13 protein-coding genes and 1 pseudogene are annotated in these 17,135 nt (G+C 69.3%); 8 read left to right on the top strand and 6 right to left on the bottom strand.

The features are described 5' to 3' along the window. Nucleotides 1-43: 43 nt before the first annotated feature. The 3 genes and pseudogenes from BMX74_RS14960 to BMX74_RS14950 form a co-directional block, all read left to right on the top strand. Nucleotides 44-697: pseudogene (locus tag BMX74_RS14960) on the top strand (ABC transporter ATP-binding protein); the annotation flags it as partial. Between the two features lie 62 nt (nucleotides 698-759). Continuing rightward, nucleotides 760-1,524: an ABC transporter permease gene (locus BMX74_RS14955; RefSeq protein WP_091100901.1), complete on the top strand. Its 765-nt coding sequence runs from the start codon at nucleotides 760-762 to the stop codon at nucleotides 1,522-1,524. Beyond that, nucleotides 1,521-2,297, top strand: coding sequence for an ABC transporter permease subunit (locus BMX74_RS14950; RefSeq protein ID WP_143078666.1), 777 nt, complete (start codon nucleotides 1,521-1,523; stop codon nucleotides 2,295-2,297). The genes BMX74_RS14955 and BMX74_RS14950 overlap by 4 nt, the downstream gene beginning before the upstream one ends. A 652-nt stretch (nucleotides 2,298-2,949) precedes the next feature. On the opposite strand, the gene BMX74_RS14945 is transcribed toward BMX74_RS14950, so the two are convergent. From BMX74_RS14945 to BMX74_RS14935, 3 genes are all read right to left on the bottom strand, one after another. Next, nucleotides 2,950-4,635 (bottom strand): ribonuclease J, encoded by a 1,686-nt coding sequence (locus BMX74_RS14945; RefSeq protein WP_055503589.1) that lies wholly within the window; start codon nucleotides 4,633-4,635, stop codon nucleotides 2,950-2,952. Nucleotides 4,636-4,689: 54 nt separating this feature from the next. Further along, nucleotides 4,690-5,607 carry a 4-hydroxy-tetrahydrodipicolinate synthase gene (gene dapA / locus BMX74_RS14940; protein ID WP_091100897.1) on the bottom strand — a complete coding sequence of 306 codons (918 nt, stop codon included), beginning with the start codon at nucleotides 5,605-5,607 and terminating at the stop codon, nucleotides 4,690-4,692. A 180-nt stretch (nucleotides 5,608-5,787) separates the two neighbouring features. Continuing rightward, complete coding sequence (locus BMX74_RS14935; RefSeq protein WP_055503591.1) at nucleotides 5,788-6,231, bottom strand: GNAT family N-acetyltransferase; 444 nt, start codon at nucleotides 6,229-6,231, stop codon at nucleotides 5,788-5,790. Nucleotides 6,232-6,667: 436 nt separating this feature from the next. Between BMX74_RS14935 and BMX74_RS14930 the strand changes: the two genes are divergently transcribed. Beyond that, nucleotides 6,668-7,387, top strand: coding sequence for a GntR family transcriptional regulator (locus BMX74_RS14930; RefSeq protein WP_055503592.1), 720 nt, complete (start codon nucleotides 6,668-6,670; stop codon nucleotides 7,385-7,387). A 719-nt stretch (nucleotides 7,388-8,106) separates the two neighbouring features. Further along, nucleotides 8,107-8,805 (top strand): JAB domain-containing protein, encoded by a 699-nt coding sequence (locus BMX74_RS14925; RefSeq protein ID WP_091100895.1) that lies wholly within the window; start codon nucleotides 8,107-8,109, stop codon nucleotides 8,803-8,805. Between the two features lie 1,919 nt (nucleotides 8,806-10,724). Here BMX74_RS14925 and BMX74_RS43020 read toward each other — a convergent pair. Continuing rightward, nucleotides 10,725-11,162 carry a hypothetical protein gene (locus tag BMX74_RS43020; RefSeq protein ID WP_143078665.1) on the bottom strand — a complete coding sequence of 146 codons (438 nt, stop codon included), beginning with the start codon at nucleotides 11,160-11,162 and terminating at the stop codon, nucleotides 10,725-10,727. Nucleotides 11,163-11,272: 110 nt separating this feature from the next. Between BMX74_RS43020 and BMX74_RS14915 the strand changes: the two genes are divergently transcribed. Next, nucleotides 11,273-11,761 carry a GntR family transcriptional regulator gene (locus BMX74_RS14915; RefSeq protein WP_236714721.1) on the top strand — a complete coding sequence of 163 codons (489 nt, stop codon included), beginning with the start codon at nucleotides 11,273-11,275 and terminating at the stop codon, nucleotides 11,759-11,761. 387 nt (nucleotides 11,762-12,148) lie between these two features. Next, nucleotides 12,149-12,757 (top strand): winged helix-turn-helix domain-containing protein, encoded by a 609-nt coding sequence (locus BMX74_RS14910; protein WP_063792024.1) that lies wholly within the window; start codon nucleotides 12,149-12,151, stop codon nucleotides 12,755-12,757. 850 nt (nucleotides 12,758-13,607) lie between these two features. Here BMX74_RS14910 and BMX74_RS14905 read toward each other — a convergent pair. Together BMX74_RS14905 and BMX74_RS14900 are read right to left on the bottom strand one after the other, a co-directional pair. Further along, nucleotides 13,608-14,630, bottom strand: a complete 1,023-nt coding sequence (locus tag BMX74_RS14905; protein ID WP_055503596.1) for a hypothetical protein — start codon at nucleotides 14,628-14,630, stop codon at nucleotides 13,608-13,610. Nucleotides 14,631-14,689: 59 nt separating this feature from the next. Then, nucleotides 14,690-15,664: a DMT family transporter gene (locus BMX74_RS14900; RefSeq protein WP_091100893.1), complete on the bottom strand. Its 975-nt coding sequence runs from the start codon at nucleotides 15,662-15,664 to the stop codon at nucleotides 14,690-14,692. Between BMX74_RS14900 and BMX74_RS14895 the strand changes: the two genes are divergently transcribed. After that, nucleotides 15,663-17,060 carry an aminotransferase-like domain-containing protein gene (locus BMX74_RS14895; protein WP_091100891.1) on the top strand — a complete coding sequence of 466 codons (1,398 nt, stop codon included), beginning with the start codon at nucleotides 15,663-15,665 and terminating at the stop codon, nucleotides 17,058-17,060. The two genes, BMX74_RS14900 and BMX74_RS14895, sit on opposite strands and share 2 nt — an antisense overlap. The last annotated feature ends 75 nt before the right edge of the window (nucleotides 17,061-17,135 follow it).

Raw genomic sequence — 17,135 nt, 5'->3', positions numbered from 1 at the left:
GGTCCGATGTGCCGGGCGCGGGCCACGCCGCATCCTTGACGCCGTGATCGAACTGCGACGACTGACGAAACGCTACGGCGGCGCCCTCGCCGTCGACGACCTGTCCTTCACGGTCGAGCCCGGCCACGTGACGGGCTTCCTCGGCCCCAACGGAGCCGGCAAGTCCACCAGCATGCGCCTGGTCCTGGGCCTCGACGCACCCACATCGGGCGTGGCGCTGGTCAACGGCCGTCGCTACGCCTCGCTGCGCAGGCCCATGCGCGAGGTGGGCGCGCTGCTCGACGCCGGCGCCGTCCACGGGGGCCGCAGCGCCTACAACCACCTCCTGTGTCTGGCCCGCACGAACGGCATCGGCCCCTTACGTGTGGCCGAGGTGCTCGAGCAGGTGGGGCTGTCCGGCGTGGCACGCAAACGTGTCGGCACGTTCTCCCTGGGAATGAAGCAGCGGCTGGGCATCGCCGCCGCGCTGCTCGGCGATCCTGGCGTGCTCATGTTCGACGAGCCGGTCAACGGCCTCGATCCAGATGGCGTCCGCTGGATCCGCGACCTGATGCGCACGCTGGCGCACGAGGGCCGCACGGTCCTGCTCTCGAGCCACCTGATGAGCGAGATGGCGCTCACCGCCGACCGGATCGTCGTCATCGGAAGGGGCAGGCTGATCGCCGAGGCGACCGTGCAGGAACTGACGGCGCGCTATCCGTCGCTGGAGGACGCCTACATGGCGCTGACCGCGGGCAGCGTCCAGTACGGAGCCTCGCGATGAGGGCGGCCCTCTCGTCCGAATGGCTGAAGCTGCGCTCGCTGAGGTCCACCTACCAGGCTCTCGGCACAGCCGGCCTGACCATGGTGCTGGGCGCGGCCTGGACCCTCTATGTGAGCAGCCTGGCCGACGAGCGCGGATCCGTGCGTGCGGCCCCTCCCGAGGTGGGCTTCCTGCCGCTCCTCCAGATCAGCCTGGCGGTGCTCGGCGTGCTCGCCATCACCTCCGAGTACGCCACCGGGATGATCCGCACGAGCGTGACGGTGGTGCCCGACCGAGCCCGCCTGCTTCTCGCCAAGGCCGTGATCGTCGGTCTCACGACGCTGGCGGCCGCCGAGACGATCCAGCTGGTGACGTACGCTACGAGCCGGCTGATCGCTGGTGGTCACCCGCTGGGGTTCAACGACACCTCCTTGGGCGACGACCTGCCCATGCTGCTGGCCTCGGGCCTGTCGGTGGCTGCGCTTGCGCTGGTCGGTCTCGGCCTGGGCACGGTGGCGCGGTCGACGGCGGGGGCGACCGGGGCCGTCGTGGCGTTGCTGTTCGTCCTGCCCGGGCTCGTCACCTATCTGCCTGCCCCTTGGAACACCCGGGTGGCGAGCCTGCTGCTGCCCAGCCTGGTCCCGCAGATCGCAGGCGACCGTCTGTCCACACGTCTGGGCGACGGTGTCCTGCCGCCGTGGGCGGCACTGGCGGTGCTGCTCGCCTATCCCGTCGCCGCCCTCGTGGCCGGATTCCTGTTCCTTCGACGGAGAGACGTATGAGTGTTCTGGCATCGGAATGGTTGAAGGTCCGTTCCGTCCGATCGAGCTATCTGACGCTGGGCCTCAGCCTGGCCGCGATCCTGCTGGGCTACGGGCTCGCCGTCATGGCGAAAGGGATGTTCGACAGCGCACCACCCGCGCAGCAGGCGAAAGCCCGCATCGCGGAGCTCGAGGAGGTGGTGGTGATGGTCCCGCAGCTCTGCCTGGGCGTCCTGGGCGTGCTGGCCATCACCTCCGAGCACGCCACCGGCCTGATCAGGACGAGCCTGACCGTCGTCCCGCGCCGCTGGCCGCTGCTGGCCGCGAAGACCGCCGTGGTGGGCGGTCTGGGGCTCGTGGTGGGGCCGGCCACGGTGTTCGGCACGTACGCTGTCGCACGATGGGTTCTGGGCGACAGGTTCTCAGGGGCCTACAGCGTCCCGTTCGGAGCGCGGTGGCCGCTCCTGGCGGCCCTGAGCCTCACGGTGGTGGTGTTCGCACTGCTCGGATTGGGGCTCGGCGCGATCCTCCGCTCGACGGCGGCCTCGATCGCGATCCTGGTCGGGCTCGTCTACGTGATCCCCATCGTCATCGGCAACCTCCCCGAGCCTTGGAGCGAGCGTTTCGGCTCGGTGATGATCGGAGCACTGCCGCGCGAGATCGCCGGTGACTTCCCGACGGATTCGGTGTACGGCTCTCTCCTGCCGCCGGTCCCTGCAATGGTCGTGCTGGCCGCGTACGCCGTGGTGCCCGTCGTGACCGCCCTCTGGCTGATCCGCCGGAGGGACGCATGAAAGCGCGCGGAGCGAGGCACGCCCCGCGGCTGTCCACCCACCTTCAGGGGTGCCCAACCACCGGCACCCGGCACGCCGGGCAACGCTAGTGACGGCACCTGGGCACCACCAGCACCTGGTCCAATGGGCAAGGCACGGATGCGAGCACCTAGGCCGGTTGATGAGAACCGGGTACGAGCACCTCGGCTGCTTGGTGAGGCTCGCGTACAAGCACCTGGGCCGGGTTGCGAGGCTCCGGTACGAGCGCCTGGGCCGCTTGGCACGGCTGGAGGGAGCGCATGTCCTAAGAACCGTGACGACCGTGCTTACGGCGCCTTCCGCCCTCCTGCCGGCCGGGTCGGCCGGCAGGAGGCAGGAGCGGCGCACCGGCGCAGCCCCTGAAGCTGAAGCAGTGCCTGGAGTTGACCGGGTGCCTCCGGCTGACGGAGCGCCTGGGGTTGACCGGGTGCCTTCGGCTTACGCAGTGCCTGGAGTTGACGCAGTGCCTCGAACTGGCGCAGCCCCTGGAGCTGGGGCAGTCCGTGAAAGCCGGCCCTTCAGCGGGCATCCGCTGCGCAGGCTGTCGGCCGCGTGGCGCCGACCACTGCCGCTGTGTTCCCGGCGGCTCGGCTCTGGTACGGCAGGCGGCTCCGCCTGCCGTACCGTCGGAAGGTCAGACCTCGACCACCACGGGGATGATCATCGGTCGGCGGCGGTAGGTGTCGCTCACCCAACGCCCCACGGTGCGGCGCACCACACGGCGGATCTCCTGCATGTCCACCACGCCGTCGGCGGCCTTCTCCGCGAGGGCCCGCTCGATCTGCGGGATGAACTCGTCGAACTGCGCCGGGTCGATGCCGGAGCCCCGTGCGTGGATCTCGGGGCCGGCGGTGAGCTTGCCGGTGTTCGAGTCCACCACCACGACCACGGAGATGAAGCCCTCGTCGCCGAGGATCCTGCGGTCCTTGAGCGACGTGTCGGTGATCTCACCCACCGACGAGCCGTCCACGTAGACGTAGCCGGCATGGACAGCCCCGACGATCTTCGCCCTGCCGTCCACCAGGTCCACCACGACGCCGTCCTCGGCGATCACGATGTGGTCCTCGGGCACGCCGGTCAGTGCGGCCAGCTTGGCGTGCGCCCGCAGGTGCCGCCATTCGCCGTGCACCGGCATGAAGTTCGACGGCCTGGTCAGGTTCAGCACGTACAGGAGCTCGCCCGCGGCGGCGTGTCCCGAGACGTGCACCTTGGCGTTGCCCTTGTGCACGACGCGGGCGCCCCACCTGGTCAGTCCGTTGATCACCTTGTTGACGGCGGTCTCGTTGCCGGGCACCAGCGACGAGGCCAGCAGCACCGTGTCGCCTTCGGCGATGCGGATCGGGTGGTCGCGGTTGGCCATCCTCGACAGCGCGGCCATGGGCTCACCCTGGGAGCCGGTGCAGATGAGCACGACGTCCTCCGGCGGCCACTCCTCGATGTCGCGCGAGTCGACGATCAGCTGCGGCGGCACCTTCAGGTAGCCGAGGTCGCGGGCGACGCCCATGTTGCGCACCATCGACCGTCCGACCAGGGCGACCTTTCGGCCGTGCCTGGCGGCGGCGTCCATGACCTGCTGGATGCGGTGCACGTGCGAGGCGAAGCTCGCCACGATGACCCGCTGCTCCGAGGTGCGGATCACCTCGTCGATGACCGGCCCGATCTCACGCTCGCTGGTGACGAAGCCCGGCACCTCGGCGTTGGTCGAGTCGGACATCAGCAGGTCGACGCCCTCGCTGCCGAGCCTGGCGAAGCCGCCGAGGTCGGTCAGCCGTCCGTCGCTCGGCAACTGGTCCATGCGGAAGTCGCCGGTGTGCAGGACGATGCCGGCCGGCGTCCGGATCGCCACCGCCAGGGCGTCCGGGATCGAATGGTTGACCGCGAAGAACTCGCAGTCGAAGGGCCCGAAGACGTGCCGCTCGCCCTCGACCACCTCGACCTTGGTCGGCTGGATGCGGTGCTCGCCCAGCTTTGCCTCGATCAGGGCGAGTGTGAGCTTCGACCCGATGAGCGGGATGTTGCGCCGCTCACGCAGCAGGTACGGCACCGCGCCGATGTGGTCCTCGTGCGCGTGTGTGAGCACCAGCGCCTCGACGTCGTCGAGCCGGTCCCTGATGTACTCGAAGTCGGGCAGGATCAGGTCGACGCCCGGCTGGTCGGGTTCGGGGAACAGCACCCCGCAGTCGACGATCAGCAGCCGGCCGTCGAATTCGAAGACGGCCATGTTCCTGCCGATCTCCCCCAACCCGCCGAGCGGGACGATCCGCAGGCCCCCTTCGGGCAGTGGTGGAGGGGGGCCGAGCTCAGGATGCGGATGGCTCATGCCTGGCCCCCACGTTCATATCGTGTTCTCAAAACGGCTGTTTCCTCCCCGTTCCTATGCGTCTGTCAACTTCACCCCGCCGGCCACCAGGCAAGCGCGCAGCTCGGCGATCTGCTTCTCCGTCGCGTCCACGAGCGGCAGCCGTACCGGCCCCACCGGCAGGCCGACCATGCTCAGGGCGGCCTTGGCCATGATCGCGCCGCCGGCGCGCAGCATGATCCCGTCGACCACCGGCGCGAGCTGGCTGTGCACGGCGCGGGCCTCCTCGACCTCGCCGCCCCTGTACAGCTCGATCATGCGCGCCAACTGCGCGCCCACGACATGTCCGACGACGCTCACGAACCCGGCCGCCCCCACCGAGAGCCAGGCCAGATTGAGCAGGTCGTCGCCGGAGTAGAAAACGAGATCGGTGGCGGACATCACCTGGCCGGCGGCGAACAGGTCGCCCTTGGCGTCCTTCACCGCGATGATGCGCTCGTGCTGCGCCAGCCGGATCAGCGTCTCGGTGTTGATCGGGACACCACTGCGTCCCGGAATGTCATAGAGCATCACTGGAAGGTCGGTCGCGTCGGCCACAGCGGTGAAATGCCGGTACAACCCCTCCTGTGGAGGCTTGTTGTAGTACGGCGTCACGACGAGCAGACCATGCGCACCCGCCCGCGCCGCCCGCTTGGCAAGCTCGACGCTGTGGCGGGTGTCGTTCGTCCCCGCGCCCGCCACCACGGTCGCCCGGTCGCCAACGGTCTCGAGGACGGCGCTGACGATGCGCTCCTTCTCCTCGTCCGACGTGGTGGGCGACTCGCCGGTCGTCCCGTTGACGATCAGACCGTCATTGCGCTGCTCGTCCACCAGGTAGGTGGCCAGGCGCCGCACAGCCCCGTAATCGACCTCGCCGGCCGCAGTGAACGGCGTGACCATCGCGGTCAGCATGCGGCCGAAGGGCGCGTCTGTGGTTCCAGTTGGCGATGCCATAGTGCGAACGCTACCTGGATTCGGAAATCCGTTGGACGCCGCCACCCCGCTTCGCCTGCTTGGAGCCGGTTTTTACACCCTCCGCCGCCCGGTCTGGAGGGCCGTGCGGGAGGCCGAAGCCCGTTCGCCGGCGTCGGCAGCTTCCGTCGTTCCCCTTCGGATGCGGGGGGAGGGCAGCGGTCAGGACAGTTCGATCTGGTACCTGATGAAGCCCCGGTTCTCCGCGACCTGGTCGTACAGGCGGCGGGCGGTGCTGTTGGACTCGTGGGTGTTCCAGTAGACGCGGGAGCAGCCGCGCGTTCGGGCCCAGTCCGTGACGGCTTCGATGAGCGCCCGGCCCACGCCCCTGCCTCGCGCCTCAGGGGCGGTGAAAAGGTCCTGGAGATAGCAGACGTCCGCGTCGGGAGCCGACGTGCTGGCGTGTACGAGGAAGTGTGTGATGCCGACCAGTTCGCCGTCCACGCGGGCGCCGAGGGCGTGCAGCCGCGTGTCCGCCTGGAACTCTCCCCAGGCCCTCTCGTACATCTCGCGCGGCTCCTCGCGCTCGTAGAAGTCGATGTAGCCGCGGAACAGCGCCTCCCAGACAGGCCGATCGGACGGACGAAGCCTGCCGACAGTGATCATGCGCCTCTCCTACGAGCTGAGTGGTGTACGAGATACCGGTCGGTCGGTGACGCCCGTCGCGGCCGATCACACCCTAGGAAGGAGGTGGCGTCCCACGGCACGGCCACTCAGCGGGAAGAGCCGGAGACCACTTGAGACGGACGGCGAGGCCGGATCCGCGATCGCCGGCCGGCGCAGGAGGTGCGCGCCCGAGGGCTGTTCGGCGCCTTGAGCAGGCGAACCGCGATGGAAGAGGTCGCCGATATGTGCTCGGGGGTACACACATCGACGACCTCTACCGGAGAATCGGCCGTCCTTACACCGGCGTTACAGGGTTTCTCCGATGATTTCCCGCCCTCGCAAAGTTGGGGCTCCAGCGGTCGACGATGACGGTCGGTTACCTGTCGAATACGGCAACATGGGGCAACGCCTCACACGAACCCCCAGGGATGGACTAGTGGCCACCTCAGATCCGGTCTACCTGCGTGTCGTCGAAGACATCCGGCGGCAGATCATCGACGGCGCTCTTCCCCCCGGCGCGCCCATTCCCTCACGGGCGCAGCTGACCCGTAAATACCAGGTCGGCGAGACCGCCGCCCGGCACGCGCTACGCGTCCTCGCGAGCGAGGGCCTCATCATCGGCCGCGTGGGCTCGGGACATTACGTCAGGGAGCGCCCCGATCTCACTTCTCTGCACCGTTGGCGCTTCCTCGACCACCCCACCCCGCTCGTCGCCGACCTGCAGGCTCAGGGCAGCCGCGTGACATGGGACTGGCACAGCGAGCCGGTCGAAGCCGGCCCCGAGATCGCCAAGCGCCTGCGGCTGAACGAGTCGGCTCCGCTGACCAGGACGCGCTACCTCTATCGGACGGACGGCAAGCCGTTACAGCTCGCCACCTCGTACGAACTGCGGGAGTTCGCACCGCTGCACACCGACGAGGACCGGCGGAGCCTGATCAGCCGGATGTTCGCGTACGGGATAAAGATCACGGAAGTGGTCGAGAGCGTGCACACGCGAGTGCCGCGGCCGGTCGAGAGTGACGCGCTCGCCCTGGCAGCGGGAGTCCACGTGCTGCACGTCGAGCGTACGCACTGGGCCGGCGACCGTCCGGTGGAGACGAGCGACATCGTCATCCCGGGCGACCGCTTCCGGGTCACGTACAGCATGCCGGTCTGACCCTCCGCACCAGAACGGCGACTGACGGCTCCGGGCGCCCGCGCCCGTCCGGAGCCCTTCGCCATGCCCCCTTCTCCCCCGCCGGGCACCCACCTCGAACCCATCGGCGTCCTCGTTCAACGCTCGCGACCTGGGCCCGGCAGCCATCAGGGTCTCCACAACGCCCCATGCCCCCTGCCGCCGGCACCTTCGGCTGCGGCGTCCTGCTCGCCGCGCCTCGGTCCGACGCCGAGCGCCGCGTCCGCGCGTAAACCTCCTTATGGACTCTCCAGCATTCCGGGCGATTTCCGACACGCGGGTAATCTACGTCGACTGTCGACGCCGTCTTGAAATTCCACCGCCTTGAGGAGTAAATCGGTTCGCGTTTCTGGCAGCCATTCCGTCCAGAGGACAGTCTGAGCCGTTCTGGAGGCTCTGGCGCGCACACCTCCCAGAAATACCCCACCGGCCGTGGCCCGGTTCGGACGGTCCCACTGAGGCGGGCCTGGCGCTCTGCAGCCCTCCAGAGGTCGACTTCTGGCCCCGGCGACCAGCCCCTTCCCGCGCCCCTACGCCTGCGTGACTCAGCTCGCCAAGCCAGTCCCCGCGGCAGTCATGCCTGATATTTCCTGATACTCGCATTGCGCATATTTATAGCTATTGGGCATTTCGACTCGGCACTGATCTGGTGGCCGGGAAATGTCGGCGGCCGCTGATAGAACCGGGCGTGGAGGTTGCGGATGCGAGTCAAAGATCTGCCCAAGGGTGACCGCCCGCGCGAGCGGCTCATGTCCAGCGGTGCGGCAGCGCTGGCCGACCGGGAGCTGCTCGCCGTGCTACTCGGTTCGGGGTTCCGCGGGTCGAGCGCGGTCGATCTGGCCGCCGAGGTGATCGCGCACTGCGGCGATCTCGATGGGCTCGGGCGTTCCGAACCCCATCGGTTACTCGCCGTACGCGGAGTCGGCCCGGCGAAGGCGGCGCGGGTGGCCGCGGCGTTCCATCTCGTACGCCGGGCGGAGGCCGGCCCGGAGCGGGAACGGATCACCAGCACGGCCGATCTGGCCCACCTCGCGGCTCCGCTACTGAGGGGGTATGTCCATGAACGACTGGTTGTGGTGGTGTGCGATCCGCGAGGTGGGGTGTTGCGGCGTTCCGTACTGACCGAGGGCGGCGCCGATCACACGATGGTGCCGATCCGAGAAGTGATCACCACGGTCCTCGCATGCGGTGGTGCGGCTTTCGGGGTGGCACACAACCACCCCAGCGGGTCACTGGAGCCGAGTGCGGCCGACGTGGCGGCGACGTCCCGCCTCATCGAGGCGGCGGAGACGGTAGGGCTGCGCTTCCTCGATCATCTGATCATCACCAGCACGGCGTGGCGACGGATTCCGAGAGCCATCGTTGAGGACGTTGGCCGCAACAGAGGCGAAACGTCATGATCCTGGATATTGCCCTGAAGGGCCGTTCTCCAAGGTCAAGCCATGAGAACCTAATGCCGCGGACAGGCCGTTCCCGGACGTCAGCCGGCCTGTACTCGTCGTGGTGTGGTCCCGTGCCTCTTGAAGGGCGCGGGACCACACCTACGTACTCTCGATGCGCCGGCGAGTCGTCTTCTGTATTCCTCACCTTTGAGATCAGGGCGGTGCAGGTGCAGTCCGTGCGCTTGCCAATGACGGGTGTACGGGGTGCGCCTGTGGTCGTCATGATGACGCCGTCCGCGGCTCAGGAGCATGCCCTTGGGGTCACGACCAGATCGCCCGAGGATTTCTACTGTCTCTCTGATTCATGCCCGACTCACCGCCGGACGCGTTCCTTCCACTCCAGGACGATGCGATGTCCCAGGTCAGAACCCACAGACGCAGGAAAGCAGGCCGACACTCGGCAGGCCGGAAGCTGGGGCTTACGTAGGCGCGGAGCGAGCCGTGGCGATTCCCATGCATTTTCCGGTGTTGAAGGGGAAGCCAACCATCATGGCTCTGCGCCTGCTCGGGTGAAAGGGGCCGCGGCGCGTGGCACCGCGCCGCGGCCCGGAGAGCATGGCTCCGGCGCACCCAGAGTCCCCTGATGCCAGAGCCATGGACTCAGCCCCCGGTCCCCTGGCGACGAGGGCTGAGAGTCGGGTCAAGACTTGGAGGAGATCCGAGGGCCACATGAGGGAGGGGTAGCCCCCGGATCGCTTGTGGAGGGACGCGCCTCGCCCGCTTGGGAAGGACGCTCCTCACTCGCTTGGGAGAGACGCCCCTCGCGCCGGTCCCGCATTGCTGCTGAGCAGCCTCCATGGCGGACCGGCGAGGGATGGTTCGAGGTGTGCGGCCAGGAAGTCGAACGGGCATGGAAATCACGCGGACCTGCACGTACACACTTCGAAAGCTCCCAACGCGCGACCTGGCTCTTTCGCCGTCGTCCATCTTCGCGGTCGCCCATCCGCGGTACGCGGGGCACTCTCTCGGCCCCCTTACCTGCGCCGTTCAGACGTCCTCGGCGCCTTTCCGTGCCCGGGAAGACGGACAAGGCACCACGGGCCTGCGAGCGGATGTTCTCGGAAGGCATCCGGCTCACGACCTCGGCCCTTTCCCTCCTTATCCGGTCCGCAGATCTCTCACAAGGCCTCCCATGGCGAACTCACCGCACCCCTCCCGCATCACCGGCCCCTCCCCGGCCCCTTACCTGCGCCGTTCAGACGTCCTCGGCGCCTTTCCGTGCCCGGGAAGACGGACAAGGCACCACGGGCCTGCGAGCGGATGTCCCCGGAAGGCATCCGGCTCACGGCCTCGGCCCTTTCCCCCGTTACCCGGTCCGCAGATCTCTCACAAGGCCTCCCATGGCGAACTCACCGCACCCCTCCCGCATCACCGGCCCCTCCCCGGCCCCTTACCTGCGCCGTTCAGACGTCCTCGGCGCCTTTCCGTGTCCCCGAAGACGGACAAGGCACTACAGGCCTGCGAGCGAATGTCCCCGGAAGGCATCCGGCTCACGGCCTCCGCTCTTTCCCTCGTTATCTGGTCCGCAGGTCTCCCACAAGGCCTCCCATGGCGAACTCACCGCTCCCCTCCCGCATCGCCGGCCCCTTGCTTACGCCCTTCAGACGTCCTCGGCGCCTTTCCGTGTCCCAGAAGACGGACAAGGCACCACGGGCCTGCGAGCGGATGTCTCCCGAAGGCATCCGGCTCACGGCCTCGGCTCTTTCCCTCGTTACCCCCGTGGCGGTTCTCTCGTGGCATCCCTCTCATGGCGTACTGGCGGCGTCCCGACAGCCTCCCGGCGTCCTCAGCGCGCCCTCCCCATCGGAGAGGGCGGGGCGGCTCGGTTCTTCAGCCCTGGTCCTTTACGTTGTAGATTCGGATCTTGCCTGGCCTGACTAGTAGGCGGTGCCTTTGAGGAGGCGGGACCACAGGGCCTTGGCGAGCTTGCGCCTGACGCGAGGGGTTTCCTCGATGAGGACGTTTCCGTCGGACGGCTTGGTCCTGCGAATGAAGAAGAGACCGCCCGATTGGCAGAACTCGTAGAAGATCGGCTGGCAGGCGCAGGTGAACTCCTGGACTCGGATGCGGTCACTGCGGGGGTGTTCCGCTTCCCAATCCAGGGCCATGGCGACGGGGCACGCAGGGGGCACGTGAATCCCGACGCAGTCGCCTTGCGCGAGCCGAAGGCCTGAATCGAGCTCTGCACACTGATCGTCCTCCTCTTCTGCCGCGGGATCCTCCGGGCGTCGGTGCGGGGTTTCGTCTTGGGGCTGACTTGTGGGGAGAGGTTTGGCGTCTGGGGGTTGAGCTGGGGGGTCGAGGGGCTCGGCCATGAACAGAGAGTACGTCTAGTTGTTCTCTCCCGTCTATCGAGTAAGAGAGATCTGTCTAGGGAGACAGAAGGATATGGGAGGGCTTGTACCGCTTGGCCTATCTTGCGGCTGTGCTTGATTACGATGGCGACACCCATATCTACCTGCAGATCGCTGAGATCCTCCGGGAGCGTGTCTCGGGGCTGTCGTCCGGGCACCCCGTGCCGAGCGAGGCCGACATCCAGCACGAGTTCGGCGTCGCCCGGACGACCGCGCGGCGGGCGATCCATGTGCTGCGCGAGGAAGGGCTCATCTACACGGTCCAGGGCGAGGGGACGTTCGTAGGGACACCGGGTGAGGCGCCGCGCAAGCAGCGGAAGATGCCGTTCTACCAGCAGATCGCCTCAGAGCTCGCCGAGCAGATCAAAGCGGGGCAGTACCAGCAGCGGCGTCCTATACCGGGCGAGGCGGCGTTGGTGAAGCAGTACGACGTGGCGCGGGAGACGGTCCGGCGGGCCATGGCGCTGCTCCGGGAGCAGGGGTGGATCTACACGGTTCCGCAGCGTGGGAGCTACGTGTCGCCGGAGGAGTCGTGGCCGAAGGGGTCCACAGAGGGGTAGGCCACCCGGCACTGATGATGGTGACGGGCTCGCCGCTCGCTCCTGTCGCTCGTTCCCAGTTCCGCTCGTTCTGATGTCCTGTTCGTTGTCGGCCGGCCTGCGCGGCTGCAGGTGCCCGACGTTCCTGTTCTCGTCTCCGGTGGCGTTGACGGCCGTGTCCGCGCACGGTTGCGCGGGCTCTGGGTGCTCCCGTCCCTTCGCTCTCCCCAGGCGGCCTGTGTGCCGCCTGCCCCTCTGCAACCGCTCCAGGTGCCCAGCGTGCTGCTCTTCAGCCGACCCCGGCTTCTCCCCCTGGGTGGCTGGTAGGGGTGAAGGACCCATGCGCAGTGGCGGCTCCAGTTCTGCGTTCCGCTCATCTGCTCGTATGCAGACGTCTATGGTGTGGTCATGCTCGACCGAGACGGGCCCGTACCCATCTACGTGCAGATCGCTGAGCTGATCGAGCAGCGTATCTCCGATGGCGAGCTGCGGCCCGGCGAACGGGTGGAGAGCGAGTCGGCGCTGGAGGCGGAGTTCGACATCGCGCGGACGACGGCGCGCAGCGTGGTGCGGGAGTTGCGACGGCGGCGGCTCGTCCACACGATTCCGGGAGAGGGGACGTATGTCGGCCCGCCGGGTGTTCCACGGATCCGGCAGGTGCGGGCTCTGTATCTCGATGTGGCGCACGACATCGTCTCGCGGATCAGGCGGGGCGAATTGCGCCCGAACCGTCCGATACCGAACGAGCAGGCGCTCATGATGCGGCACGGCGCGGCGAAGGTGACCGTGCGCAAAGCGGTGGCGTACCTGCGGGAGCAGGGCTGGGTGTTCGCGGTGCCGCGCGGGGGCGTGTTCGTCTGTCCGCCGCACCGCTGGCCGGCCGAAGGTCCGTACGGGGGCTGGGCGGAGAACGGCCAAGGGGGTGAGCCGTTCCGCCGCCGCCCGGGTGGCAACGGCGGCTCGGAGGCGGCCTGTCCCTCTGGAGATCGGGAGCGGTCGGGCGGCGTGGCACCGTAAGGCCGGCGAGCGGAGGTACGGGCGGGGGCCGTGCGGCGCGAAGCCCCTCGGGATGCCGGTTTCCCCACAGAGCTTGGACGCCCTCCGCGCCTACCGCCGTGCCGAGGGCGGCAGTGGGGATGGCGGTGGTCCACGGTCAGCAGGGATTGCGGATGGTGGCGGGGCCGGTCTGGGACCAGGTGGCCTGGGGGCTGCTGGACGGAGATGCATGCGGACCTGAAAGCCATGGATGAGATCGCGGTGGTTGGGATGGCGATTAGGGCGGATAGGGGTAGAGGCACGCAGCGATAGAGGCAGGGCGGTGATGCCTGGTGGCACAGGTCCCATTGCGCAGGCGCCCATTGCGCACGTGCCCGTGGCGTAGGGCGGGTGCAGGGCGCACCCTGCCGTGAGGCATGCAGGGCGGGCTCCCGCACGTTGGGCCACTGGATGGTTGGGCCTCAGGCAGGGTGAGTCCGGGCACGGTCAGCGCGGTGCAGGGTGCGCTGGCGGGCGCAGTGCATGTTGGGGCTTGTACCCGTTGCAGGTGGGCCCAGTGCAGGGTCCGCCGGGTTGCGCGCTGGGCGGGGCGGACGCTGGGGCTCGTGCCCATGGCCCTATGCAGAGTGGATCCGCCCATGGTGGGCCCGGTGCACGGCGTTGCAGGTGGGCCCGGGAGGTGGGCAGGGTGCAGGGTCCGGTGGAGGGTGCCCCGGGCGCGGCGCCCCTTGGGGCTCATGTTGCGTTGGTGCACGGTGGACCAGCCCACGGTGGACCCGGGGCACGGTGGGCGGGGTGCGGCCCCTGGTGAGTGGTTGTTCGGCGGGGCGGTGGTGCCGGTTTGCCTTGGCTGTGATGTTCTGGTTGGCGGTTAAAAGACGGGGATGATGTCTTCTGGGTCTATGGTGTCGATGTTCACGCCTTCCAGGTCGAGTTCCGGGATGGCGGGGAACGGGATGCCCCAGCGTTCGACGATGGCGCGGACCCTTGCCATGGCGACGCGCCAGTTCTCCGCCTGCTCCTCGTACGTCAGGAGGCCGAGGCCGGCGTCCCTGGCGTGGTCCATGAGGACGCGGTGGTTGGGCAGGAAGTAGGGCGGCAGTTCCCAGAATCCTTCCGGGGGCTCCCAGAGGATCATGCTGAGGAACACGAATCCGGCTCTGAGCTGGCGGGTGATGAGGCTCTTGGTGTCGTCGGTGAGTCCGGGCCATTCCTTTTCCAGAATGGTCATGCAGATTTGCAGGTGGCGGGACTCGTCGCGGCCGATGCGGTGGAACATGTCGTTGAAGACGGGGTGCCGCGTGCCGGACGCCATGCCGCGGAAAAGCGTGGAGGCGGCCATTTCCCCCATCATGAAGCTGGTGAAGAGCACGGGCAGGGTGTACTTGCCGACGGCGGTGTTGTAGCCGTTCCAGTACCGGCCGCCGTTGTGGTAGAGCCAGCCGATGTTGTTGTGGGCGGCGGCTTCGAGGTCGTCGGAGGGCGTCCAGTTCAGGGGGCCTCCGGGCCAGAGTCTGGCGATGGTGCGCTGGCAGCACTCCTCATGGTTCATCTCGTCGCGGGTGATGGAGAAGAAGCACTTCCTGACGGGGTCCTCCTCGTGTTTCTCGAACGCCTGGATGGTGGCCCGAGCGAACACGGCCGGGCCGGAGGCGTCGAAATTGGCGAGCACGGAGAACCAGTACATGACGCCGAGGCGCTGTTCGCGGGTGAAATCGGCCGGGTCGAGGTCGTCCCAGGGGAGGTCGGCGGGGTTCCACACGACGCGCTTGGACTTCTCGTAGATGGCCGCGAGTTTCTCGGTCTCGACGTGCCATTCCATCGGGTAGATGTTGGGCTGCGGGATTTCCGGCGCGGGCCAGAAGCCGCCGTCCGGGATCGTGAGGTCAGCCATCTGTGACACCTCCTCTTCTCATCGTGCGAGCCGACGTCACAGGATTCAAGTCGGGGCCTTCAGGCACGGGTCCGCTGGGTGACGGCGACGCAGACGAGGACGGCGACGGCGGTGACGACGGTCGCGGCGCCGTAGCGCTCCCCCAGGAGGGTCCACGCCCAGAGCAGGGTGAGCAGCGGCTGGGTGAGCTGGGTCTGCCCGGCCCTGGCGATGCCGCCCCTGGCCAACCCGGCGTACCAGGGGATGAAGCCGAGGAACATCGAGATCAGCGAGACGTACGCGAGCCCGGCGAGGGCGTCGGGTGCCGGGTCGATCGGCGTGGTGGCGGCGAGGACGGCGGTGATGGGGACGGTCAGGGGCAGGGAGAGCACGAGCGCGTACGAGATGACCTGCCAGCCGGGGGTGCCGCGGGAGAGCCGTCCGCCTTCGGTGTATCCGGCGGCGGCCGAGACGAGGGCGCCGACGAGCAGGACGTCCGCCCAGGCCGCCCAGGCCGCCGAGGCGGCCGAGGCGGCCGAGGCGGCCGAGGCGGCCCCGGCGGCGCCCCGGGTGAGGGTGAACGCGGTCACGGCGGCGGCGCCGGCCGCGCAGGCGGCCCAGAACAGCGGTTTCGGGCGTTCCCCCGCGCGCAGCACGGCTCCGATCGCGGTGGCGGCGGGCAGCAGGGCGATGACGACGGCGGCGTGCGAGGTGCTCGCGCCGAGGTGCAGGGCGAGGCCGCTGAAGACGGGGAAGCCGAACACGACGCCGGCGCTGATGACGGCGTACGCGGGCCAGTGGCTCCTGGGCGGGACGAGGGGCAGCCGGGCGGCTTTGAGGCAGGCCAGCGCGATGACGCCGGCGACGGCGGCGCGGCCGACGCCGACGAGCCACGGGTCGAAGCCCCTCATGGCGAACGCGGTGGCGGGGAACGAGCCGCTGAAGGCCAGGACGCCGAGGAAGGCCAGGGCGGTGCCGCGCGCGGCGTCGTGTCCGGCGGGTCCGGCGGTGGGCGCTACTGCAACGGCGACGATAGCGCTATCCTTGCTGTTCATGAATAACGATAGCAGTATCGCCCAGATCGCCGCGATACTGCGGGAGGAGGCCGCGCGGCTGGGGCCGGGCGCGCGGCTGCCGTCCAGCCGGGAGATCATGCGGCGGCACAACGTGAGCCCCGTGACCGTCTCGCGCGCGATCGGGCTGCTGGCGGCCGAGGGGCGGGTGGTGTCGAGGCCGGGCACGGGCACGTTCGTGGCGCGGCCGGCGGCGGGCGCGGGCGAGGCGGCCGACCTGTCCTGGCAGACGGTCGCGCTGGGCGACCGCGTGGTCGACGACCGTCCGGTGAGCGCGCTGCTGACCGCCCCGCCCGACGGCGTGGTGCCGCTGACGGGCGGCTACCTGCCGCCGTCGCTGCGGCCCGACAAGCAGCTCGCCGCGGCGGCGGTGCGGGCGGTGCGCGGGGCCGACGCGTGGGCGATGCCGCCGCTGAACGGCGTGGCGGGCCTGCGCCGGTGGTTCGCGGCGCAGGCGGGCGGGGACGTCACGGCGGCCGACGCGCTCATCGTGAGCGGCGGGCAGGCGGGCCTGACCCACACGTTCAGGACGCTGGCGGCGCCGGGCACGCCGGTGCTGGTCGAGACGCCGACGTACCCGGGGGCGCTGGCGGCGGTCAAGGCGGCCGGGCTGCGGGCGGTGGCCGTCCCCATGGACCGCGACGGGGTGCGGCCCGACCTGCTGGCCGAGGCGTTCGCCGTCACCGGGGCGCGCGTGTTCTTCTGCCAGCCCACCTGCCAGAACCCGACCGGCGCGACCCTCACGCCCGACCGCAGGCGGCAGGTGCTGGAGGTGGCCAGGGCGGCGGGGGCGTTCGTGGTCGAGGACGACTTCGCGAGGTTCCTGACCGAGCACCCGCCGCCGACCATGGTGTCGATGGACGCGCACGGCACCGTCGTGTACGTCGGCTCGCTGACCAAGATCCTGGCGCCGAGCATGCGGGTGGGAGCGGTGATCGCCCGTGGACCGGCGGCGCGGCGGCTGCGGGCGTCACAGCTCGTGGAGTCGTTCTTCGTGGCCAGGCCGCTGCAGGAGACGGCGCTGGAGTTCGTGGGGTCGCCGGCGTGGCGGCGGCACCTGGCGGCCGTGCACGCCGAGCTCGACGTGCGCAGGCAGGCGCTGGTGACGGCCCTCGCGGCGCGGCTGCCGGAGGCGACGCCGCACCTGGTGCCCGCGGGCGGGATGCACCTGTGGCTGCGGCTGCCGGCGGAGACCGACGAGGACGCGCTGGTGGAGGCGGCCAAGCGCAACGGGGTCCTGGTCAGTCCGGGGCGGATCTACTACCCGTCGGAGCCGCCGGGGCCGCGGATCAGGGTCACCCACGTCGCCGCGACCCACCTGGGGGAGCTGGCGGAGGGGGTGCGGCGGCTCGCCCAGGCCCTCGCCGACGTCACCTGACGCCGCGTGCGGGGCGGGCGGCCGTCGAATCGGGCGGGGCGATCAGTGGGGTGATCTCGGAAGTAGAGTGGGGGC

Origin of the sequence: Nonomuraea pusilla, from assembly GCF_900109355.1 — a bacterium.
GTDB lineage: Bacteria > Actinomycetota > Actinomycetes > Streptosporangiales > Streptosporangiaceae > Nonomuraea > Nonomuraea pusilla.
The sequence above is the reverse complement of the archived record's forward strand: the minus strand, read 5'-3'. Positions and strand labels throughout refer to the sequence as shown.